The organism is Labrenzia sp. VG12 (assembly GCF_002237595.1).
GTDB lineage: Bacteria > Pseudomonadota > Alphaproteobacteria > Rhizobiales > Stappiaceae > Roseibium.
On sequence record NZ_CP022529.1, the window covers coordinates 5,086,053 to 5,107,843 of the forward strand.

At 59.7% G+C, this 21,791-nt stretch carries 20 protein-coding genes and 2 pseudogenes; 11 read left to right on the plus strand and 11 right to left on the minus strand.

Going from position 1 to position 21,791, the window contains the following annotated elements:
- Window positions 1–35: 35 nt before the first annotated feature.
- Genes cobM through CHH27_RS23555 form a run of 8 tightly spaced genes read right to left on the minus strand, consistent with a single transcriptional unit; the run spans window position 36 to window position 6,863 of the window.
- The gene (gene cobM, locus CHH27_RS23520) at window positions 36–809 is read right to left on the minus strand and encodes a precorrin-4 C(11)-methyltransferase (RefSeq protein WP_094073756.1); all 774 of its coding nucleotides are present in this window, start codon (window positions 807–809) and stop codon (window positions 36–38) included.
- The gene (gene cobJ / locus CHH27_RS23525) at window positions 806–2,713 is read right to left on the minus strand and encodes a precorrin-3B C(17)-methyltransferase (RefSeq protein WP_094073757.1); all 1,908 of its coding nucleotides are present in this window, start codon (window positions 2,711–2,713) and stop codon (window positions 806–808) included. The genes cobM and cobJ overlap by 4 nt, the downstream gene beginning before the upstream one ends.
- Complete coding sequence (gene cobI / locus CHH27_RS23530) at window positions 2,683–3,408, minus strand: precorrin-2 C(20)-methyltransferase (RefSeq protein WP_198338281.1); 726 nt, start codon at window positions 3,406–3,408, stop codon at window positions 2,683–2,685. The genes cobJ and cobI overlap by 31 nt, the downstream gene beginning before the upstream one ends.
- Entirely contained in the window at window positions 3,405–4,604 is a 1,200-nt protein-coding gene (gene cbiE / locus CHH27_RS23535; protein ID WP_094073759.1) for a precorrin-6y C5,15-methyltransferase (decarboxylating) subunit CbiE, read from the minus strand. The genes cobI and cbiE overlap by 4 nt, the downstream gene beginning before the upstream one ends.
- A complete protein-coding gene (locus CHH27_RS23540) occupies window positions 4,601–4,849 on the minus strand; it encodes a hypothetical protein (RefSeq protein WP_094073760.1) in 249 nt (82 codons plus the stop codon). Before CHH27_RS23540 ends, cbiE begins: the two co-directional genes overlap by 4 nt.
- Window position 4,850: 1 nt before the next feature.
- The gene (locus CHH27_RS23545) at window positions 4,851–5,492 is read right to left on the minus strand and encodes a precorrin-8X methylmutase (RefSeq protein WP_094074964.1); all 642 of its coding nucleotides are present in this window, start codon (window positions 5,490–5,492) and stop codon (window positions 4,851–4,853) included.
- A gap of 22 nt (window positions 5,493–5,514) precedes the next feature.
- The gene (locus CHH27_RS23550; RefSeq protein ID WP_094073761.1) at window positions 5,515–6,624 is read right to left on the minus strand and encodes a sirohydrochlorin chelatase; all 1,110 of its coding nucleotides are present in this window, start codon (window positions 6,622–6,624) and stop codon (window positions 5,515–5,517) included.
- Complete coding sequence (locus CHH27_RS23555) at window positions 6,621–6,863, minus strand: DUF6732 family protein (RefSeq protein WP_094073762.1); 243 nt, start codon at window positions 6,861–6,863, stop codon at window positions 6,621–6,623. Before CHH27_RS23555 ends, CHH27_RS23550 begins: the two co-directional genes overlap by 4 nt.
- Window positions 6,864–7,290: 427 nt before the next feature.
- Between CHH27_RS23555 and CHH27_RS23560 the strand changes: the two genes are divergently transcribed.
- Complete coding sequence (locus CHH27_RS23560; protein ID WP_198338282.1) at window positions 7,291–7,680, plus strand: hypothetical protein; 390 nt, start codon at window positions 7,291–7,293, stop codon at window positions 7,678–7,680.
- A 54-nt stretch (window positions 7,681–7,734) separates the two neighbouring features.
- Window positions 7,735–9,135: a PepSY domain-containing protein gene (locus tag CHH27_RS23565; RefSeq protein WP_094073764.1), complete on the plus strand. Its 1,401-nt coding sequence runs from the start codon at window positions 7,735–7,737 to the stop codon at window positions 9,133–9,135.
- A 664-nt stretch (window positions 9,136–9,799) separates the two neighbouring features.
- Here CHH27_RS23565 and CHH27_RS23570 read toward each other — a convergent pair.
- Together CHH27_RS23570 and CHH27_RS28385 are read right to left on the minus strand one after the other, a co-directional pair.
- Window positions 9,800–10,606 (minus strand): annotated as a pseudogene (locus CHH27_RS23570) (PP2C family protein-serine/threonine phosphatase); the annotation flags it as partial.
- Window positions 10,607–10,747: 141 nt separating this feature from the next.
- A pseudogene (locus CHH27_RS28385) lies at window positions 10,748–11,362 on the minus strand (DUF3365 domain-containing protein); the annotation flags it as partial.
- A gap of 199 nt (window positions 11,363–11,561) precedes the next feature.
- Between CHH27_RS28385 and CHH27_RS23575 the strand changes: the two are divergent.
- The 4 genes from CHH27_RS23575 (at window position 11,562) to CHH27_RS23590 (ending at window position 13,801) form a co-directional block, all read left to right on the plus strand.
- Window positions 11,562–12,080 carry a glycine cleavage system protein R gene (locus tag CHH27_RS23575; RefSeq protein ID WP_094073765.1) on the plus strand — a complete coding sequence of 173 codons (519 nt, stop codon included), beginning with the start codon at window positions 11,562–11,564 and terminating at the stop codon, window positions 12,078–12,080.
- Window positions 12,081–12,151: 71 nt separating this feature from the next.
- Window positions 12,152–12,466, plus strand: coding sequence for a DUF1905 domain-containing protein (locus CHH27_RS23580; RefSeq protein WP_247646151.1), 315 nt, complete (start codon window positions 12,152–12,154; stop codon window positions 12,464–12,466).
- 149 nt (window positions 12,467–12,615) lie between these two features.
- Entirely contained in the window at window positions 12,616–13,017 is a 402-nt protein-coding gene (locus CHH27_RS23585; protein ID WP_157739074.1) for a hypothetical protein, read from the plus strand.
- A gap of 253 nt (window positions 13,018–13,270) precedes the next feature.
- Entirely contained in the window at window positions 13,271–13,801 is a 531-nt protein-coding gene (locus CHH27_RS23590; RefSeq protein WP_157739075.1) for a hypothetical protein, read from the plus strand.
- Window positions 13,802–13,850: 49 nt separating this feature from the next.
- On the opposite strand, the gene CHH27_RS23595 is transcribed toward CHH27_RS23590, so the two are convergent.
- Window positions 13,851–15,140 carry an Hsp70 family protein gene (locus tag CHH27_RS23595; RefSeq protein WP_094073768.1) on the minus strand — a complete coding sequence of 430 codons (1,290 nt, stop codon included), beginning with the start codon at window positions 15,138–15,140 and terminating at the stop codon, window positions 13,851–13,853.
- Window positions 15,141–15,362: 222 nt separating this feature from the next.
- Here CHH27_RS23595 and CHH27_RS23600 point away from each other — a divergent pair, with 222 nt between their 5' ends.
- From CHH27_RS23600 to CHH27_RS23620, 5 genes are all read left to right on the plus strand, one after another.
- Window positions 15,363–16,409 (plus strand): hypothetical protein, encoded by a 1,047-nt coding sequence (locus CHH27_RS23600; protein ID WP_094073769.1) that lies wholly within the window; start codon window positions 15,363–15,365, stop codon window positions 16,407–16,409.
- A 169-nt stretch (window positions 16,410–16,578) separates the two neighbouring features.
- Window positions 16,579–17,508: an N-acetylneuraminate synthase family protein gene (locus CHH27_RS23605; protein ID WP_094073770.1), complete on the plus strand. Its 930-nt coding sequence runs from the start codon at window positions 16,579–16,581 to the stop codon at window positions 17,506–17,508.
- 5 nt (window positions 17,509–17,513) lie between these two features.
- Window positions 17,514–18,689 (plus strand): acylneuraminate cytidylyltransferase, encoded by a 1,176-nt coding sequence (locus tag CHH27_RS23610; RefSeq protein WP_094073771.1) that lies wholly within the window; start codon window positions 17,514–17,516, stop codon window positions 18,687–18,689.
- Window positions 18,690–18,694: 5 nt separating this feature from the next.
- Entirely contained in the window at window positions 18,695–19,906 is a 1,212-nt protein-coding gene (locus CHH27_RS23615; protein WP_094073772.1) for a DUF6716 putative glycosyltransferase, read from the plus strand.
- Between the two features lies 1 nt (window position 19,907).
- Complete coding sequence (locus tag CHH27_RS23620; protein ID WP_094073773.1) at window positions 19,908–21,290, plus strand: DUF6716 putative glycosyltransferase; 1,383 nt, start codon at window positions 19,908–19,910, stop codon at window positions 21,288–21,290.
- Window positions 21,291–21,791: the final 501 nt, after the last annotated feature.

Here is a 21,791-nt window from a genome sequence, read left to right on the forward strand (position 1 = left end):
ATGAACCGGCAGCCTGTCAACGGGACACCGCCTGCTTACGCCTTCGCCTTCTTCTTCGGTCTGAGCACGTGCACATGGTCCGCGTCGTATAGCGCGCTGTCGCGGAAATCGGCGTCAGGTTCCAGGGCATGGCCGACAAAGATCAGCGCGGTGCGGGTGATCTTCGAGGCGCGCACCTTGTCGGCAATCGTTGACAGGGTGCCGTGAATGAACGCCTCGTCCGGCCAGCCGACCCGATAGGCGACAATCACAGGACAGTCCGCGCCGTAATGCGGCGTCAGCTGGCGTTCAACTTCGCGCAGATTGCGGATCGAAAGGTGAATGGCAAGCGTGGCGCCGCTCTTGCCGAACGTGTCAAGGTCCTCGTTGTTCGGCATTGCGGAGGATTTCATCGCCGTGCGGGTGACAATGATGCTCTGCGCGACTTCCGGGATCGTCAGCTCTTTCTTAAGCGCGGCCGCCGCCGCGGCAAAAGCCGGCACGCCGGGGGTGACATCATAATCGATGCCGAGTTCGTTGAGCCGGCGCATCTGTTCTGCTGTCGCGCCATAGATGGACGGGTCGCCGGAGTGCACGCGGGCCACATCCTGGCCCTTGGCATGGGCCGCCTTGATCTCCTCGATGATCTCATCGAGCGTCATGGGCGCCGTGTCGATGACACGGGCGTCGTCCGGCGCCGCGGCAACAATCTGTTCAGGCACCAGCGATCCGGCATAGAGGCAGACCGGACAGGACTGGATCAGCTTCAGGCCGCGCACGGTGATGAGATCCGGATCACCCGGTCCGGCGCCGATGAAATGGACGGTCATGTTGTTTCTTCCGTTTTGGGGGCGTCTTCCGGGGCAGTGTCTTCCGTGGTCTCAGCCGGGGCTGTTTCAGGCTCCGGGCTTTCCGGCCGCGGCGCATCGATCCGCTTGGCATACCCGCGCGGGGTGTAGACGAAGGGCTGTCCGTCGCCGCGCATCACGGTGCGGGTGTTGGTCGAACCGATCAGCACTGTGGTCAGCATGTCGACATCATCGACGCTGAGAGCATGCAGGTTGGTCACCCGGATGGTTTCTTCCGGCCGGCCCAGATTGACCCCGAGAATGACGGGCGTCGCTGCGGACCTGTGTTCCAGCAGGATTTCCTTGGCAGCTGCCAATTGGGTCCGGCGCCGTTTGGAGACCGGATTGTAGAAGGCAATCACGAAGTCGCCTTCAGCCGCAGCCTTCAGACGTTTCTCGATGACTTCCCAGGGGGTCAAAAGGTCGGAGAGCGAAATGGCGCAGAAGTCATGGCCGAGCGGTGCACCGATGCGGGCCGAACAGGCCTGCAGCGCGGAAATGCCCGGTGCATTGGTGACGCTGACCCTTTTGGCGGCATCGGACACACCGCCATATTCCTCGTTCCGGTGCAGAAGTTCATAGACCAGCGCACCCATGGCGTAGATGCCGGCATCGCCGGAAGAAATCAGAGCGACATTCTTGCCCTTTCCGGCCTCTTCCAGGGCAAAACGCACCCGGTCCTCTTCTGCACCGAGCGGAAAATTGTGGTGCTTCTTGCCGGTGATGTGGTTTTCGACCAGGTCCAGATAAAGCGAATAGCCGACCACATCGGTCGCCTCGGCAAGAAGCTTCGTTGCCTCCGGTGTGCGCCAGTCGTCCTTGCCCGGCCCGATGCCGATGACGGAAAGATGGCCGCGCGGTCGGCCTGCCATCGAGACATCGATGGTCTTCGGTGAGCGGGTGATGGCGCAGGTGGCGTTTTCGGTCTTCTGCTTTTCCACCTTCAGCGTCGCGAAAGGCCCGGCCGCGGCAAGCGCGGCCCCTTCCGAGACACCGTAGCAGCCGACTTCCTTGAAGACGACGGGAGAGGGATTTTTCAGGCGCGGCGTTTCGCGCTGCAATTCCTCGGCGGTGAAGACCCGCAAGGGCACATCCAGATGGTCCGCCAGCGCATTGACGGCTGCTTCGTCGGCCTTCAGATCGATGGTGGCGACCACGGCAACGGCCCCAGGCGCGATGTCCGCTTCGGCCAGTTGAGCTTCGACCAGATCGATCAGTTCCTGTGGCTCGCAGCCACGGGCACTGCCGACACCGACAGCATAGCGCTGTGGATGGTAGACAAGCCGGGTCGGGCCGCCCTCGTCCGGTTCTTCGGTCGCGACAAGGGAAATCGCGGCCTCGTCTTCTTCCTTCAGCTTCGCCTCGCGCAGCCAGTCGGCCCGGCCTTCGATGCGCACGGAAGCGCCGGACAGCAGTTCGGCCATGACCGGCTTGGCATCCTCGTTATTGGCAAGACGCCAGCCCTTGGGCGGTTCGTCCAGCGCGATGCCAAGCTTGGTGTCGCCGGCGGTAGTCACCGCAGCGTGGCCGCCAAGCGCCTTGGCCAGAAGCCTTGCCAGTTCGTTGGCACCGCGATGGCCGCCGAGCAGCGGCACAATGCTGGAGCCGTCTTCTGAGACCGCGATCACCGGCGGTTCGGTGGTCTTGTCGGACAGCAGCGGGGCAAGCGCACGGATCAGGATGCCGCTGGCGCAGAAGCCGACGATCGGGTGCCCCGCCTGGAACAGGAGCTGGATATGGTCGATGGTCTCGTTGAACTGCGTGTCCGCCGTCGGCACGCGCCCCGCCAGCCCGTGGATGCGGGCGGTGGAAAAGCGTTTGGCGATTTCTTCTGCGGCGCCGAGGCCGGCCTCGTTCAGGACGAGTAGGATGGGGGAAGCGTCCACGCTTCGTCTCCCTTGTAGATGAGGATCATGGAAAAGTAAGGAGCGGTGTCTGCCTCAACGTCAATGAGGCGATGAACCTTTTGTTCGGGCAGGCTGGCCCGTTCGACATAACCAGCCCGTTCCAGGAGGCCCATCCGGTCCAGAAGGGCCTTCAGACGCGTCAGGTGACGGCCGACCTTCATGATGGCAACTGCCTGGGCTTCTTCGATCTTTTGCGAGATGTCGACATCCGGCAGCGGGCCGGGAATGACGGTCAGAACATCGTTGCGCGCCGTCAGCGGCCGCCGCAACTGGGCGGCACAGGCGGTGAGCGACGTCACGCCCGGCACGATCTCGATGGAAAAACGGTCGGACAGGCGCTCGAACAGATACATGAAGGAGCCGAAGAAAAACGGGTCGCCTTCACACAGCGTGATGACGTCCTGACCGGTCTCCAGAACGGCAGCAATCTCGCTTGCCGCCTTGTCGTAGATCTCCTGTGCCGGAAACCGGTCGACGCGCATCGGCACGACAATCGGGATTTCCCTGGCGCCGGCCGGGATCACATCTGCGGCGATCGAACGGGCGAAACTCTCGCCGCTGTCGGGCGCCGGATAGGCGATGACCCTGGCAGAGGAAATCAGGCGATGGGCCTTCAGGGTCATCAGCTCCGGGTCGCCGGGGCCGAGACCGATGCCAAAAAGGGTGCCGCTCATGGCTTGGTATAGCTCCATTGGGTGACAGGCATCAGCGGCCGCCAGCCGGTCAGTCCACCGACAGCACTGGCCCGGTGGACGGATAGTTTTTTCAAATCACCGCCAAGGTGCTGATAGGCAGCGAGCAGGACGGCTTCGCTTTCCAGCGTTACGGCATTGGCGACGAGGCGGCCACCGGATTTGAGCGCCTTCAGGCAGCCATCAACAAGACCGTCAGCGGTCAGGCCGCCGCCGATGAAAATCGCGTCCGGGGTCGGCAAGCCCTCAAGGCCGGCCGGGGCCGTTGTGTCCTTCAGCTCCAGATGCGGCACGCCGAGCGCGACGGCGTTTTCCGCGGCCATCTGGCGGCGCTCCGCGTGAGGCTCAAGGCCAACAGCTCGCGTGCGCGGGGCAGCGCGCAGCCATTCAATGGCAACCGATCCACAGCCTGCACCGACGTCCCACAGAAGCGCGCCCGGATAGGGGTTCAGCTCGGCAAGCGTCACGGCGCGGATATCCTGCTTGGTCATCTTGCCGTCATGGCGAAAGGCCTCGTCGGCAAGGCCCGGGGTGCGTCCCCGGAAGCGTGTACCCGGATCGCCAAGGACATCCAGCGCCAGCGTATGAAAGTCGGCAACGTCCTGCGACCAGTCTTCGGCCGTGCCGTCAATGCATCGCTCGCGCGAACCGCCGAGATGCTCAAGGGCCGTCATGCGCGTTCGCCCATAACCTTCGTCAGCCAGCAGGTCAGCCACCTGACGCGGCGTTTCGCCATTGCTGGTCAGCACCAGCAGGCGCGCACCGGGGTAAAGCGCTGCGCGCAGCAGGTCGACCGGACGGCCGTGAACGGACAGGCACTCCGTGTCCTGCAAGGCCCAGCCCATGCGACCGGCCGCCAGCTGGAAGGCAGATGGCGAGGGCAGAACACGCAAGTCCGCGGCTGGGAAGTGTTTCAGCAGGGAAGCACCGATCCCGAACCACATCGGATCGCCCGTTGCCAGAACCGCAACCCGTCTGCCCTTGAGAGCCGCGAGATCGGCAAAGACCGTGGCAAACGGGCTCGGCCATGTGCGTTTTTCAGCGGTGAATTCATCGGCCAGTTCCAGGTGACGCGTGCCACCATAAACGATCTCGGCATGGGCCAGCGCGTCTGCACCGCCGGGTGCAAGAACGCCATCCTCGCCGATGCCGACAAGGGTCAGCCAGGGCGCGCTCATGTGTCCTCCAGCGTGTAGGGCCGGATCACTGGCTTCACCGAAAGGTCCCTGGGCTTGCCGTCGGTTGAGACCGACACCTGGCGTGCGCCTCTGGAGCGGTGGTGCTTCTGGGGCTCATCCATGTCGCCGGCCTCCGCGTTCGAGACCGAAACTTGCCCACCGGGCGCGGAGAGAAATCCGCGCGAGCGCATGGGTCTGCTGCCGGCAACCGACTTGAGCGGCTTTTTCGGGCTCCTGTCTGCCACCTCAGCGCTCCTCCGGAAGGCCGGCGGCAAGGGCGTTGACCGCAGCGGCTGCCATGGCGGAGCCGCCCCGGCGACCGCTTACGGCAAGATAGGGGAGGCTGAACGGGTTGTCGGCCAGTGCGTCCTTGGATTCCGCAGCGCCGACAAAGCCGACCGGAAAACCGAGTACGACAGCCGGTCTCGGGCCGCCTGCCGCGACCATTTCCAGGAGATGATAGAGCGCAGTCGGGGCATTTCCGACAGCAACAACCGCACCGTCCAGCCGATCCCGCCAGAGTTCGATGGCCGCTGCCGAGCGTGTTGTGCCGAGTTTTTCGGCAAGCACCGGCACCTGCGGGTCGTTCAGCGTGCAGATCACGTCGCTGTCTTCGGGCAGTCGGGAGCGGATGATGCCATGGGCCACCATCTCAACGTCGCACAACACTGCGGCACCACCGGCAAACGCGGCTTGAGCCGCCTCGACAACATCGTCCGACCACATGAGATCGTGCGGCAGATCTGTCATGCCGCAGGCATGGATCAACCGCACTGCAACGGGTTTGAGCCCGTCCGGCAGATGCGACAGCTGTGCTTCCGACCGCACGATCGAAAAGGACTGGCGGTAGATCGCCGCCGGGTCCTTTTCATAGTCGTAGGACGGCATCGGGTCGGTGCTCACGGCGCGCCTAACCTTCCCGGTTCAGCGATTTCGGTCCGTGCGGATGGTCCGCATGCGGATAGGGGTGATGGTGATGATCATGGGCATGCCCGTGATCATGTTCATGCCCGTGGTCATGATGGTGATGCCCATGTCCGTGACTGTGATCATGGGAATGGTCATGGTGATGATGACCACCTGCGCGGACCTGCTTCTCGCAGGCGCCGGTGCAGAACTCCTCGCAAAGCTGGCACTCGGCTTCCGCTCCGAGACCTTCCACATGGTGGTGGTGGCTTTCCTGGGCGAGTCCGACTTCCGCCTCGAAGCCGAGCACCTGTTCCCGGTACTTGCACATCTGGCAGTTCATCAGGTTGGCGCCCTGCAGGATCTCCTGCACCCGGTCGGCCATGGTGTCGATCACCTGCGGATGATCGTTCAGGTAACCGGCCTTCAGGAACTCGATATCCGGATGATTGGCGGCGACCTCATCCGTCGTGCCGTAGATTCGCTGCACCAGCACGCCAGTGAAAAGGAAATACGGGAACACGATGACGCGCTTGTAGCCAAGCTTGGCCGCGTGTTCGAGGCCGGGTCCGACCAGCGGGAAAGTCACGCCGGAGTAGCAGGTCTCGGCCCAGCCGAAGCCGAAGCCTTCCCACAAAAGGCGGGTGATCTTGGTGACGTTGGAATTGGCATCCGGATCGGAAGCGCCGCGCCCGACCACCATCAGCAGGGTTTCGTGCAGCGGCACGTCGCTGTCGGCGGCGTCGATCGCTTCCTGGATGCGCGCTGCGGCGGCCTTGACCATGCGCGTGTCGACGGCCAGTTCCCGGCCGTAGGAAATGGTCATTTCAGGATGCATCGCCTGATAGGTGTTGAGCACCGAGGGGATGTCATTCTTGGCATGGCCGGCGGCAAACAGCATGCCGGGCACGGCAAGCACGCGCGTACAGCCGGCCTCCCGCAGCTTGTTCAGGCCGTCATGGATCACCGGATTGGCGAATTCCAGGTAGCCGTATTCCACCGGCCAGTCCGGGAACCGGGCCTTCAGGCCTTCCGCCAGCTGTGCAAACTGTTTGACAGCACCCTTGTTGCGGCTGCCATGGCCGCAGATCATCAGTCCGAGTTTTTCACTCATTGTGCTGCTTCTCCGGCGGGTTCCGCATCGTCGGCCTTCGCTTCGGTGTCAGCTTCGTCCTGTTTTTTCTTCCGGTCCTTCAGGGCGATAACACCCGCAACCAGGGCCGCGCCGGCGAGCGCGGCAGCGCCGACCCAATGGGCATGACCGGCAAGTTCGCCCAGGTGCCCGGCATGGGCATAGGCGGAAGTCGGCAGCAGAACGGCGCCCAGGCCGGCAAATGTCAGATATCGGGTCATGTCTCTCCCCCAGGTGGCAGGTGCCGGAAACGGCAAACGGTGGCGTCGGCGACCAGGGGTGAAAGCAAACACATGCGGCATGCGGTTCGACAACCGCACGTCCGTTTATGCCGTGGACAGCTCCGGCCTAGGTCCCCTGTTTGGGTCAACCGCATCCGGAATCGCTTTCAGTCCCATGAAAGGGGACGCCGTCAGGTGGCGGCAACCTTATGAGAGGCCCTTTGCCGGATCAAGCAGGAAAGCGACATGCATTAGTCCATTTGCCCACATGACCGCTATTCACATTCGGCAATGCATCGTCAATTTTCCCGATTTTCCGGGCAAACCAAATTGTGTTTCCCGAAGAACTGGACTAGAGAGCGATTAGCACAACGAGGGCAGGGGCGTGCGGCGTATTCAAAAGGCAAAGACGGACATGAGACAGGTGGTGGCAACACTGCTGCTGTTGCCGTTGCTTCTGGCCGCCCTCTTGCCCCAGGGCTATATGCCCTCCGTCGCAGAAGACGGCACTTTCACCGTCACGCTCTGTACAACCGATGGCCTGCGCACCGTCACGCTGGACGCCAACGGCAATGAAGTTCCGGACGCCCCGGCAGACGAGGATGATCCGCGTGCCGGGCATTGTCTCTTCGCCAGTTCCTCGGTCCTTGCGCTGCTGCAGTCCGGTCCGGATCTGCCCGATTGCCACCGCGGCGACACGGCTTTCGACCATTCAGGCACCCGGCCTGCGTCTTCAGGCCTTCTCCAGCCGGCTCGGCGCAAGAGCGCCACCGGCCGTCATCTGAATTCCGTCATCCCTATTTCGAATTCAGTTTGAACCGGAAAGCACACCAGCCTGACTGGCACGGTGCTGCGCCGGTCTGGAGATCCCATGAGCACACTTCCCTCAGACGTCGAAGCTGCGTCCGGCAAAAGCCGCTTTTATCTTGCGGCCTGGCGCTGGCACTTCTACGCCGGCATCTATGTCGTTCCCTTCCTTATCATGCTGGCCGTCACCGGCCTTGGCATGATGTATATCGCCGTCTTTGATGGCCGTGACGGTGAAAAGATCACCGTGACCGCCAGCGGTGATCCGGTCAGCCTGTCGGCGCAGTCGGAGGCGGCCCTTGCCGGCTTTGGTGACGAGGCCAGGTTGGTCGAGTGGATCGGAGCGAAAAGCGCCGAAGGCGCAAACGTCTTTCGCGTCAACGAGGCCGGCACCAACACCATGGTGGCCGTCGACCCTTACGCCGGGGCTGTCATTGAAACCTGGAACCGCCGCGACGGCTGGTACGATCTTTTCAACGACATTCACGGGACCTTGCTGATCGGGACAACAGGCGACCGGCTCATCGAGGTTGCGGCCGGGTTGAGCATCGTTCTGATCGTCACCGGGCTCTATCTGTGGTGGCCGCGCGCCGGCAACCGATCCTCCTTCGTGCCGGAACTCAAGGCGCGGGGCCGTGATCTCTGGAAGAGCCTGCACAAGGTGGTCGGTGCCTATGTGGCTCTGATCCTGCTGGTGTTTCTGGTCAGCGGGCTGGCCTGGGCAGGTATCTGGGGGGAAAAATTCGTCCAGGCCTGGAGCACGTTCCCGGCAGAAAAATGGTTCAACGTTCCGCTGTCCGATGAAACCCATGCGTCCATGAACCACGGTGCCATCAAGGATGTGCCCTGGGGACTTGAACAGACCCTGATGCCGGCCTCCGGGTCCGATGCCGGTCTGGATGCGATCCCGGAGGGCATCGCGGTCAATCTCGACAGCGTTGCCGCCTTCGGCCGGGCCATCGGCTATCAAGGCCGTTTCCGGGTGAGTTTTCCGAACGGTGACGCGGGGGTCTGGACCATCAACCAGGATTCCATGAGCAACGATTCTGAAAACCCGATGGTCGACCGCACCGTGCATCTCGACCAGTATACCGGCAAGATCCTGGCGGATGTCGGTTTTGCCGACTATTCCCTTGCCGCCAAGGGCATGGCTGTGGGCATCGCCTTTCACGAAGGCGACATGGGTCTCTGGAACATCGTGCTGAACACCGTGTTTTGCCTGTCGGTGATCTTCCTGTGTGTCAGCGGACTGGTGATGTGGTGGCTGCGCCGTCCGAAGGGCGCGGCCTTGCGCATCTTTGCTCCGAAGTCACCGGACGACCTTCCGCACTGGCGCGGGGCCATGATCCTGATGCTGTTCCTGTCGCTGGCCTTTCCGCTGGTCGGGATCACGCTTCTTACCGTGCTGGCGCTGGACTATCTGATCGTCAAGCGCGTCCCCGTGCTGCGCCGGGCTCTGGGGTAGGAGGCACTTTCCGGGCGCTGATACGGCGCCCGGATCCTTCGAACGCCCGTCCTGGTCGCCAGGTGTGCAGCAAACACCAGTGTCATCAACTCATTGCGTTGATGACACTGACAGAATGAAGCGGCGTGGCGAGGCGGGACCGGCAGCGTAGGGACAGCGGTTTGGTTCTGTCATAAATGGCGGGCGTTCTTCCTCTGTGTCACCCCGGCCGCAGCGCAGCGGAGAGCCGGGGCCTACTCGCAGGCCCGCTTGCTGAAGCACAAGACGTCCAAAACGCTGAGGACGCTCCCTGCGATGTGACCAAGCTCTCTGGAAACGAGTAGGCCCCGGGTCTCGCTCCGCTTGCCCGGGGTGACACCCGTGGAGACTCTCTCGATTTGGCTGGAAGCTGGCTGGAATTCACAGCAAGGGCCAACACGGCAGCGTCTCTTGAAGGCCTGGACAGGCCTCCGGTGTTACCGTGGCCGCAGCGCAGCGGAGAGCCGGGCACCACGCACGTCCATAGTGGCTGTGTATTGCAGCAGTCTTTGAATTGGGTGCCGGCAGCGTCAGCAAGTGGCCTTGCGAGTAGGCCGCGGGTCTGCGCTCGGCTTGTCCCGGGTGACACGCATTTTGCTAAAGAGGCCACATGAACCGGTGGCCACAAGCATCTGCTACTAAGGCCTCACGTATGCCGGATGACCAGCAGCGTGATGTCGTCATGGACAACCTGCGTACCGATATGGGATTTCAGGTCGGCAAGGATGCCTTCGAGCACGCGGGTGGCGCTGGGCGTGTTGTGGCTGCAGGCGCTCTTGATCAGGCGGTCCAGTCCGAAAAGGTCCCCGTCCGGGCTTTCGGCTTCCGTCACCCCATCCGTATAGAGCACGATGATGTCGCCCTGGGCGAAGGCCAGTTCCCTGGTTTCGATAAATGGCGCGATATCGTCGTCGAGACCGATCGGGAAGCCCAGATCGACCGTGTCGATAACCTCGCAGGTGCCGTCCGCTTTCAGGACAATCAGTTCCTCGTGCTGGCCCGAGAGGGTCACCTTGTCCGGTTCGAAATCGAGGAACGAGAGGGTCAGGTGCTTGTCGGTCTTGGTGCGCTTGATATTGCGGCAGATTGCGCTGTTGAGCGCTGCCAGGAACTGGCGCGGATCGGTCGGTCCGCGTTCCTGCAGCGCGACGGCGACGGATTGTACCATCAGCATCAGGACACCGCTTTCCAGCCCGTGACCGGTCACGTCACCGATGCCGACCTTGACCCTGTCATCCAGCTGCAGGACGTCGTAATAGTCGCCGCCGACCTCGTCGGCGGGCTCCATGAAGGCGGCGATTTCCAGCTGGTGAATGCCACCCAGTTCATCCTTGGTCGGCAACACCATCATCTGGATCTGCCGGGCAACCTCGATCTCGGCTCCCAGGCGCAGGTTCTCCGACTTCAGCTGCTCATTCAGATGTGCGATCTCGGTATTGGCCTGTCCAAGGTCGATGTTCATCTTGTGATAGCGGGTCGCCTGGTGCCACTGCAGCGCGGTCACGGCCGCGCCGATGGCCCCGGCACCGGCGAAATAGAGCAGCAGATACTTGAAGGACCAGAGGTTTGCCGCAATCGGCTGGCTGATGGTGATGGCCTGGATGCCGCGCACATCGCCCTCACTCCAGTCCTTTTTGGGACTTTCCGGATGGGAGTTGTGACAGGAAACGCAAGATGCGCCCAGCATGACCGGCGAGGCAATCTGGATCCGGCGGTCGAAGATCGAGCCCTCATAACCGATGACAATGTCCTTCGGATCACGCGTCACACGGAAATCGGCAAGCGCGGTCTTTTCGAAATCGGTCAGTTGGTGATCAGCGCGTTCCTCGAAGGGCAGGTCCGAGACAAAGCGATAGCTCAAGTTGCGCGTATCGCCACCAATCACTTCACCAAGCTCGATCGACAGGGTCGCGGGGATGGGAATGCCGCCCGGCATCTGGTGGTATTCGTGGGTCGGCGTGATGTCGCCGTCCGAGTCCAGAACGCGGCCGACGACATTTTGCGAATAATATGTCCGGATCCGGCTGATGGCGACGTCGAGATCGATGGCCTGCGATTTCAAGGAGGCGTCGGAAATGGTCCGCAGGTCCATCCACACGGCAACGGGCAGCATGCCGAGGCCGATTACGACCAGGAGTAGAAAAACCGCTGGGCGTTCGATGAGTTTGAGCCAGAACCTGTCCACACGGCGCCGTTCAATCTGCTGCATTCGATATCCTGAAAGTCAAAACCTGACCGACCAAGCCCTTGAGCCGTCACCGGAACTTATTTGAGACCGGATGAGTGTCGCTATTATGTCGGATGTACGACGCTTCGGCCACAGACGGAAGCGACAAAATCCTGTCTTGTGTTGAACACGTGGAAATTGTCTAGTGATCCCATTCGGTTTGACCAGAGAGTGAGGCGGCATGCAAACGCATCTTGTATTCACGGTGATTGCCAAGGACCGGCCCGGTCTTGTGGAACGCATGGCGGAAGTGATCGCCGGCCTGGGCGGCAACTGGATTGAAAGCTCCATGGCGCGGCTCGGCGGCGAGTTCGCCGGCATTGTCCGGGTTGCCATTGCCGCGGATAAATCGAAGGAACTGGTCGGCCAGCTGGAGGCGCTTTCTGCCGACGGCATCGACATCACCCTGCGCTCCGACAAGGACGGCGACGAGACTCCTGTCGGGGCATCGGCCCGTCTCGATCTCGTGTCGCAGGACCATCCGGGCATCCTGCGTGATATCACGCATGTGCTCAGCGAAAAGGGCGTCAGCATCGAACATCTCGAAACCGAGGTCGCGGCGGGCTCCATGCAGGGCGAAGCCATGTTCAAGGCAAGGGCCGATCTGCGTCTGCCGGTTGACCTCGATCCGTCTGACCTGTCCGAAGCGCTGCAGGAAACGGCAGGAGACCTGATGGCGGACGTCAATCTGGTTGACTGACCGGTCTCTCACGGTCATAGCAGCTCTCGCCGATCTTTCGGCCAGAGCCGTTATATGACCGGAGTTGCCTGTTGCTGGACCAGATGGAGTTTGACGGAAAGCTGTGGCTGCATGCAGGGCCCGGAGGCTGGACCTTCGTCACCCTGCCGCAGGACTGCGCCGATCAGATCCGGTTCTACACCGGCAGTCAGAAAGGTCGCGCCTGGGGCATGATCAAGGTCAGCGCGCGCATCGGTGCCTCCACCTGGCAGACCACAATCTGGCCCGACAAGACCTCCGGTTCCTTTCTGCTGCCGGTCAAGGCGGCCGTGCGCAAGAGGGAAAAAATAGCCGCCGGAGACACGGCGTCGGTGTCTTTGCGGCTGCTCGTGCCGCCGGGGTTTTGAAGTAGATGTTCGAGAGGTCATTCATCGAAACGCATTTGGACTCTGTCAACTGGTGGTCACTTGAGACGTGTCAGACGAAATACGCTCCGCGAGAAGAACCTCATGATCTTCGAGCCGCATTCCTGAACCTCTTTTCTCCGGACCCGGCTTTGCGGAAAGCCGGGCATGGCAAGCTGGAAAACAATATCGTGGTTCAGGGCTACCTCTACCCGGCGTCGAGAGAGATCATGTCTGTTCTGTGTGCGGCGATCAGACCCAGTCCGATGCAGGCGACCGCGGAGGCACTGGATCTTCTATTTGAATTGGCTGCAGGGCACGAGGAAACGGGCGACATCGCGGCGCTCTGCCTTGAAGAGATCCTGTCGATCAAATCGCACCTCGTTGCGATTGCCGACCAGAACCAGGATGAGACCGCAAGGCTCGCGATCGACATTCTTGCATTTCACAGTGCGGAGGTTTCCAGCCTTCGGGAGTTTGTCAGAAGAGAATTCGAATCGGGGAAACTTGTGGCCTATGAAGCTCGGCTGCGCGAAGACGGTGTGCTCGCATAGCAGACGGTTACAATGCCTTGCCTCCAACGGGCGCGCTTTCTCAACATGCGGCAGCCGTGATCGACAATGATCACGGGCTGATCTGCGAGGCCGCGCATTTGAAGAACTGTGACACCGCTCGCTGGCTGCGTGCGCCCAGGCTCGTGATAGACGGGAAATGACAGAATTGATCTGATGGAAGGCCTTTGCGGATGAGGGCAAACGGGGCGTTGCAATCCTGGCTGCACCTTCCTGCCGAGATCCCAGAGGGTGTATGGCCTTGGGTGACGAATGTGCCGACTGTCGCGAGACACGACCAAATGGGGGGAATGTGCAGCACCTGGACCTCACCGACGCACTGCTCATGATCGGGCAGCGCATTGCGGAAACTGGACTGACCGATTTCTTTCAGGGATGTGAGCCGGAAGACTATGGTTCTGACGAGATTTTTCTTACAAACCCGGCGCTCGGACTGGCCTTGATCCTGTCGCGCGTCGAACCGCACAGGGTATCGGGCATACAGATCACGATGAAAAGCAAGCCGGACACAGGCAGGGGGAACGGGGCTTTTTCAGCGGTGTTTCGAGGGCGGCTTCCTTTCGGCATCAGCCGGCATGCCGACCGGAAGGACATTGAAAGACTGTTTGGTTCCCCCGATGTCTGCAGGCAGGCAACCGAGTCGCCGCTGATTGGTTCGGTTGAAGCCGGGTATGTGTATTTTCACGGGGCAGATCGGCAGATTGCCTTCGACTTTGATGCTGACGGTGACGTGTCCCTCATCCATGTGTCTCGGCAAGTGTCGTGACAGGCCGGGCCGCGTTTTATCGGTCAGAGCTGGTCTCAATGACGCGGCTCTAGGCTGCCAGCGCCCAGTCGCTGGCATCCTCTCGGGCGCCGATGAGCGCCAGGCCGTTGGCGACCGAGGTCAGCTCGTTGCCCCCGGAGACCTTCTCCGTGCCGAACCGCTCACCGAACATATGCCGGACGGCCGGCACGAACGAGGTGCCGCCGGTCATGAACACCCGGTCGATGTCCGTTTCCGGAAGGCCGGCCTTCTCAAGGGTTGCGTCGAGCGCCTTGTTCATTTTCTGCAGATCTGGCGCGATCCAGCGTTCGAAATCGGCGCGCCTGACATCGGCCCTGAAGTCCTTGCCGAGTGGGGTAAAAGTCAGCTCCGCTTCGTCTTCGGATGACAAGAGCGCCTTGGTTTCGGAGACGGATTTGTAGAGCGGATAACCCTGGTCTTCTTCCACCAGGTCAATGAACAGCTCGATCTTGTCCGGTTCCAGGCAGTAGCGCAGAAGCTTCTTCATTTCCTTGAAGTCGTCCGAGGTCTTGAAGATCGACAACATGTGCCAGCGGGCGAAGTTGGAAAACAGATTGGGCGGCATGTCGAGCACCTTGCCCATGCTCTTGTAGCTTGAACCCTTGCCGAGTTTCGGCAGGATGACATTGTCGATGATGCGGTAGTCGAGCGTGTCGCCGGCAACGCCGATGCCGCCGCGCCCCAGGGGTGTTGCCGTCAGGTGTCCGGCACTGGTCTCGAAGCGCATCAGCGAATAGTCGGTGGTGCCGCCGCCGAGATCGGCGACCAGGATGGTGGTATCCCTGTCCAGCGACTGGGCGAAGGAGAAGGCGGCGCCGACCGGCTCCATCACGAAAAGAATGTCTTCAAACCCGACCTTGTAAAAGGCCTTGCGATACCGTTCCATCGCCAGCGCCTCGTCAGGATTGTGGCCGGCGAATTCCACCGGACGGCCGACCACGAGACGCGTGGAGGCCGGGTCGAAGTGACCGCCTGACCGTTCGAAGGCGAGCGACAGGAACGTGGCCATCAGGTCCTCGAACTCGAACCGGACACCGAACACGCCCGTGCCCTTGAAGGCCCGGCTCGCGGCAAAGGTCTTCAGCGACTGGATGAAGCGGACATCTCCCAGACTTTCCAGGAACTGCCGGATCGCCCAGGGGCCAACCTCCGCGTTGAGCGCCCGCGCGGCGCCCCGATCCAGGAAACTCAGCACGGTCGGCAGGGATGTGAAGCTGTCATTGCCGTCCGCGAAGGTAACCGGCGTCGTCGCCGGTCCGTCCGCGAGCACCGCGACGGTGTTGGAGGTGCCGAAATCGAGGCCGATGGTCTGTTTCATGGCAATACCTCTCAAAATGCCGCAGGCCACGGGACAAATAGCCGCAAGGCACCGTCGGAACAGGGGAACAAGCTCTGGAATTGGAATGGTCGGGGTGAATACGCGGGAATGGAGGGAAACGCAAGGGGCGGTGGTGCAGACGCCTAGCCTTTATCGGAGGAGTCCCATTTGGCTAGGCTGCACTGGAGACAATACCATCCGACTAGTATAAGCAACAGAGCTATGAAGATCGGTCTTGCGACATCCGGCCTTTGGCGTTTGCGTCATGCCGTGGCACTGATGAGCGATGCAACGGCGTTGCGCCGCGCGCCCCTGGGCTGGCGCGTCGACGCAATCGCTGGGTGGGGACACAAGCCGACTGCTGCCAAGGCTAGGGATGCTGCTCGTCAGATTGGCATTCCATATATCGCCTTTGAAGACGGGTTCCTGCGCTCCGTTCAACCTGGTGATAGCGAATTGCCAGTTGGCATGGTCATGGATCGCACCGGCATTTATTATGATGCTTCCCAGCCGAGCGATATGGAGGCCTGTATCAACCGTCGTCGCACAGTCGGCGGAGACGCCGAAGCACTGCGGGCGATGGATGATCTGCGCGCGAGCCGGCTGTCGAAGTATAATCATGCTGTGATCGACGATTTGACCGGGCTCGGACTCCAGTCTGCAGACAGGCAGGACCGTGTGTTGGTTATCGACCAGACCGCCGGCGATGCGTCCATTGTGGGCGCCGGCGCGGGAAGCGACACGTTCGATACGATGCTGCGAACTGCCGTAGCAGAAAATCCCCATGCGGAATTCCTGTTGCGGGTTCATCCGGAAACCATGCTCGGCCGCAAGGCGGGGAATTTCAGTGCCGGCCGCCTGGAAAGTCTCGCGCAGAGAGATGGAATACTCGGGCGCTGCCAATCCGAAGGTCGGTTGAGGCTGACGCCTGAACCGGTCAACCCCTGGGCGCTTCTCGACGGATGTGCCAAGGTTTATTGCGTTTCGAGCCAATTGGGTTTCGAAGCCGTGCTGGCCGGGTGCGAGGTTCACTGCTTCGGCATGCCCTTTTATGGCGGTTGGGGCATCACCCGGGATAGATTAGTTCCTCCGCCGTCACGGCGAGGAGCGGCATCGCCTGAAGCGGTATTTGCAGGTGCCTATATCGATTATAGTTATTACGTTGATCACGCCAGTAGGTCGCTTTTGAACATACATGAGGCCATCGAATTTCTGTCGCAAAGACGCAGAAGCCTGAATATGGATACCGCGCGGGGCGGCGGCGAGTGATCGGGTGGACCGCGTCGGGTTAATCGTGAGAAGAAAAATATGGCTCTGCCCTTGTCCTCAACTGAGGGATATGGGAATAGAGCGGCAACAGGTTTAGGGCCTGAAACAGGGAACACTCCTTGATTTTGGATGCTGACAGAACGTCAGGTTTTGCCGAGAAGGTAGGAAGATGGTTGATGTAAAGGTTATTGCCGAGATCGGCTGCAACCACAAAGGCGACATGGATATCGCCAAGGAACTTATACAGGTTGCGAGCAAGGTCTGCGGCGCAGATGTTGCCAAATTTCAGAAACGGCACAATCGCGAGCTTCTGACGGCCGAAGAATATGACACTCCGCACCCCGTGCCGGAAAACTCATACGGCCCCACCTATGGTGCGCACCGCGAGTATCTCGAGTTTTCTGTCGGTCAGCACAAGGAACTCCAGGAAGAGTGCCGTCTTGCCGGCATCGACTATTCGACCTCGGTCTGGGACCTGACCTCCGCCCAGGAAATCGCCTCGCTGAAGCCGAACCTGATCAAGTTGCCGTCGGCAACCAACCAGCATTTCGTCCTGCAGGAGTTTCTCTGCAAGAACTATGACGGTGAAATCCACGTCTCGACCGGGATGACCACGCGCGACGAGATCGAGAAGGTCATTGCCTTCTACGAGAAGCACGGCCGCGCCAAGGACCTCGTGGTCTATGCCTGCACGTCCGGTTACCCGGTTGCCTTCGAAGACCTCTGCCTGATGGAAATCAACACCCTTCAGGAAAAATACGGCGACCGCGTCAAGTCGATCGGTTTCTCCGGTCACCACCTGGGGATCGCGGCCGACGTCGCGGCCATGGCTCTCGGCGCTGCCGGCTATGAGCGCTACGGCAAGGGCAAGTTCGAATATATCGAGCGCCACTTCACGCTTGACCGCACCTGGAAAGGCACCGACCACGCAGCCAGCCTCGAGCCGGACGGGCTCCGCCGCATGTGCCGCGACCTGCGCAACGTGGCCAAGGCACTCGAATTCAAGAAGTCCGATCTTCTGGATGTCGAGAAGGTTCAACGCGACAAGCTGAAATGGCGCGAGGAAAAGCACGGGGCGAATATCCGCCAGGTGTCTTAAGTCCCATGGACGTCATTGCGGTAATTCCGGCGCGGGGAGGCTCTGTCGGCCTCCCCGGCAAAAATATTCGCCCTCTTCTTGGCGTTCCCCTCGTGGCCCGCACTGTCCAGACGGCATTGCAGGCCAAGTCGCTGAAAGAGGTCTTCGTCACCAGCAATGACGAAGACATCCTGCGGATCTCCGCGGCGGCAGGTGCGACCGTCATTCGGCGTCCGGAGGCGCTGAGCAACAGCACGGCGAGTTCGGAAGCCGCACTTCTGCATGCGCTCGAGTGGATCCAGGAACAGGGGCGTGCCCTGCCGGACTATCTGGTGTTCCTGCAATGCACGTCAGCCTTCACCCGTCCCGAAGACATCGACCTCGTCCTGGAGACCATGGTCGGCAAGGGCGCGCGGGCAGCTCTCTCCGTCGTCGAGGACCACGGTTTCATCTGGCAGGAAGGCGACGACGGTTTTGCTGAAGGCATCACACACGACCACAGCAAGCCGCGTCAGCGCCGTCAGGACATGAAGCCGCGATACCGTGAAAACGGCGCGGTTTACGCGATGCATGTGCCGTCCTTTCTTGAAAAAAAGGAACGGTTCTGCGGACCGGCGGTCATGGTGCCCTTCGAGGGGCCGACCGTGGAGATCGACAGCCAGGAAGACTGGGACGTGGTCGAGGCCTTCCTGAACGCGCGCGAACGGTCCCCCAAACCGGCGGCGGGGCAACACAAGGTCAAGGCCGTCATCACGGATTTCGACGGTGTACATACCGATGACCGGGTGATCGTGGACCAGGACGGCCGGGAGTCGGTCACTTGCAGCCGGAGGGATGGCCTCGGCCTGGAACTCCTGCGCAAGCGGAACGTGAAGATGATGATCCTGTCCAAGGAGGCCAATCCGGTCGTCCGGGCGAGGGCTGCCAAGTTGCAGATGCCGGTGATGAACCAGATCGAGGACAAGCTTTCCGTTCTGGACAGCTGGCGTCAGGAGCAGGGGCTCGAGTGGCAGGACATCGTCTATATCGGCAATGACGTGAACGATATCGACTGCATGCGGACGTGCGGCTTGTCCTTCGCGCCGGCCGACGCGCACCCTTCCGCGCTGGACGTGGCCGACCAGGTCCTGAAGGCTGATGGTGGAAAAGGGGCCATCCGGGAAATGTGCGACTACCTTATTTCAGAGGGGCTTGTCGGGTAAACACGATGAAGGTGCTTGCACTTGCTGGTTATGACTCGTTTCTGAATACGGCCAGGCTCATTGCGCCGACCTTTCAAAGGCAGGGCGCAGAAGTCGAGTATGCCTTGGTGAGGGCAAGAAAGACAAAGCAGATCACTCCTGAGCAGGTTGCCGAACTCGGGATTGGCAGGACGATTGGCGAGATTGACCTTATTGACTTCTGTGAAAGTGGCGCGATCGCTCAATACGATATCGTTCTGGCTTGTTTGGAAGGATTGTCCTCGCGACGGCTGTTTCAATTTTTGCCAGAGTACGGCGCTCGCCGCCCGGTCATTATCAGCGTCTATCCCGGCCTTGTTTTGCGGTATCTGTTTGACGGTCTTTCCACACGGGCTCCCGCCGACTTCCTGTGGTTGAATTGCAAACGTGACATGCGTGAGTATGAGCGGATGTGTGATGGCTACGGCATCGATGCATCTAATGCTCGTTTGTTCGGAAACGGCTCAGTCCTGGACAAAATCCAACGGGAATCGCAAGCTTCCGACAATGGCCCGATTGTCTTTTTTGAACAGGCGGTGATACCTCGCCACTATCATGAACGGCGATTTCTCGTCGAACAGTTATTCACGATGGCGAGACGGCATCCTTCAACAGAGATATTGATCAAAGCTCGTGTAAACGGCGGCAGAGCGACTTTGCATCGCACGTGGTACGCAATCGATAGTCTTTTCCGGGAGGTTGCGTCGGATTCTGGACAGTCTGCTCCTCCTAATCTTAATCTGACCGAGGAGAGCACATCTCACTTGCTGGCAAGAGCTTCACTTTGCCTGACAGTCTCATCGACCGTCGCGGTTGAAGCCTTGCACGCAGGCATACCGACTGTAATCATCAATGACTTCGGCGCTCATGACGATTACGGACTGCAGTATTTCTATGGCTCAGGTCTTCTGAAGAGCTTTGATCAAATCGACCTGAACAACTTGCCGGTTGTCGAACGAAGTTGGCTCGAGGAATTTACCCACGATCCCACGGATACGATTGATGCTCTAGTGGTTGAGGCTCTTGCGGCTGCAAAAAGCGGAGCAACGTCAGCGGGACCAAACAACTTGCATGCTTTGCACTCTAGAGCATTTCTGGACCATCTGAAGAAGTCAGAGAGTCTTCGCTCAATAGCTGCGAGGAAGTTTCAGGCCAGGAAAGGTTTTTTCGAGTCGCTCCTAAAAAAGATACGGGGCTGATATGCGCAAACTGGGACTCTTGATCGATAGCGATAGCCAGTACTTTGGCACCAAAAGCATCGCCGACTATTTTCTGGGAGCCGGATGGCAGGTTGACTACATTGTTCCAGACCTAGCGGCCTTTCCAATGGCTTTGATTTCGGATCTTAAAGCCAATTATTCTGTGGTTCGTGCCAATTTGGACCAGTTCTGTTTTTCGGAAGGGCTGGACTCGTATTCAGCGGTGGGCTGCTATTCCAGTGGTAGCCAGATCAGGCGGTTCCAGCGCAATATTTCCTTTGTTCAAGAGCAAACGGGTGGCCGCCCCTACATATTTTCTGGCTACAACGGTGTTGTTTACGAAAAGTATGAAGAGGGCATTTACTGGCGCTGCGGCTTTGACAGCATTTGCGTAAACGGCCAACGAGACGTGGATTTGTTCACCGCAATCTTGGCTGGGTCGGTGGCGCGCGACCAGAGAATGATCCCACTGGGACTGAACAAACCAGTGCGGGATGGTAACGATGACGTCAAGCGGAAGAACGTCGTTTTTGCCGAGCAAGTGATCGTTCCGGGGACCATTGGAGAGCGGAAAAGGTTATTCGAAGCGCTTGGCAACTTTGCGCGTGCGAACGAATCCTGGGAAATCGTCATCAGGCCGCGCGTGCCCGCCGGCAGCAAGACATTTCACGACCACATTCTGCATCCCGAAAAATTCAGGGGCTGGCCGAAGAACGTTCGTTTTTCCCACGAACCATTGCCTGACTTGATGAGGGAAGCACAAGCGTTGTTGTCGGTGTCGAGTACAGCCTACTTTGATGCCATCGCCACTGGAATCACGCCGCTTTGTATTATGGACTTCGGTGTGGATGCCTCACATGGCACGCATTATTTTGTTGGTTGCGGTACAGAATTTGCGCTGCGGCACTGTGAATCGATTGAAGCTCTTCTCGAGAAGAACGTTTGTACGCAATGGCTTTCACGAACAGGGTTCAACCTCAACGGATATTCACTGCTGCAGACAGATATTGAAACTTGGACTCCACGGCCGTTGCCTCCGGCCTTTCCAGAGGAGATCCTCAACACGACGCGAAGAGGCCGTATTGCGGCTCGTCAAGCGCCAAACGAGATTATGCTCGTTTGCAAAGCAGAGACATTGCTCGGGCGCAAAGAGTATGAAGCATGCAAAAAGATTATCGAAAAAAATGAAAATATTTTCAAGAAAGATGCGGCCGCGTCTTTCCTGGCAGTTGAGTGCTACGAAGCTGCGGGCGACTTAATAGCGGCGGCAGAATGGTTGAAACATACTAAGAGTATCAAGCCCAAGTGGAAGAAGGTCAGGCGAAAGTCGGTCTCTTTGAAGAAAAAAGAAATACAAAAGTTCTGGTCTCGTCTTAAATCCTGATGAAGGGGCGTACTATTTAGTAGGCTAATTGATCAGATAGAGCGATTTGACATTTCTATTAGATGCGAACGTAGCTCTACGCCGATCGTCAACTATTCTGCGCGCATGCTTAGAACTGTGGCGAGGCAGCTTTTGTGCCGGTGTGAGGAATGCAGAAGCTGCATTGTGATCGTCGTGCGGGAGGGTAGGATTTCCCAAGTGCTGGTTACCGGTGGAGACAAATAATCTGCAGCTGAGTATGGGGTACCTGCATTGAAGTCGAAAACTACGGGCTCTTGGTGTGCTTCGAGCAATCACGAAGCGGGCCGCATAAATTGTATTGTAGTTACGATGATACGAAGCGCTTGTTCATGTAAAAAACTGGAAAAGAAAATAGCGGTTTTGAAAATTTGGTGAAAAAATCCTGAATATACATTCAATGGTATTCTGTTTTCTTGATATGCGAACAGAATAAAGCGAAATTTCAATAATTATCTGATCGAAATCTGTCTTGATCGCTAA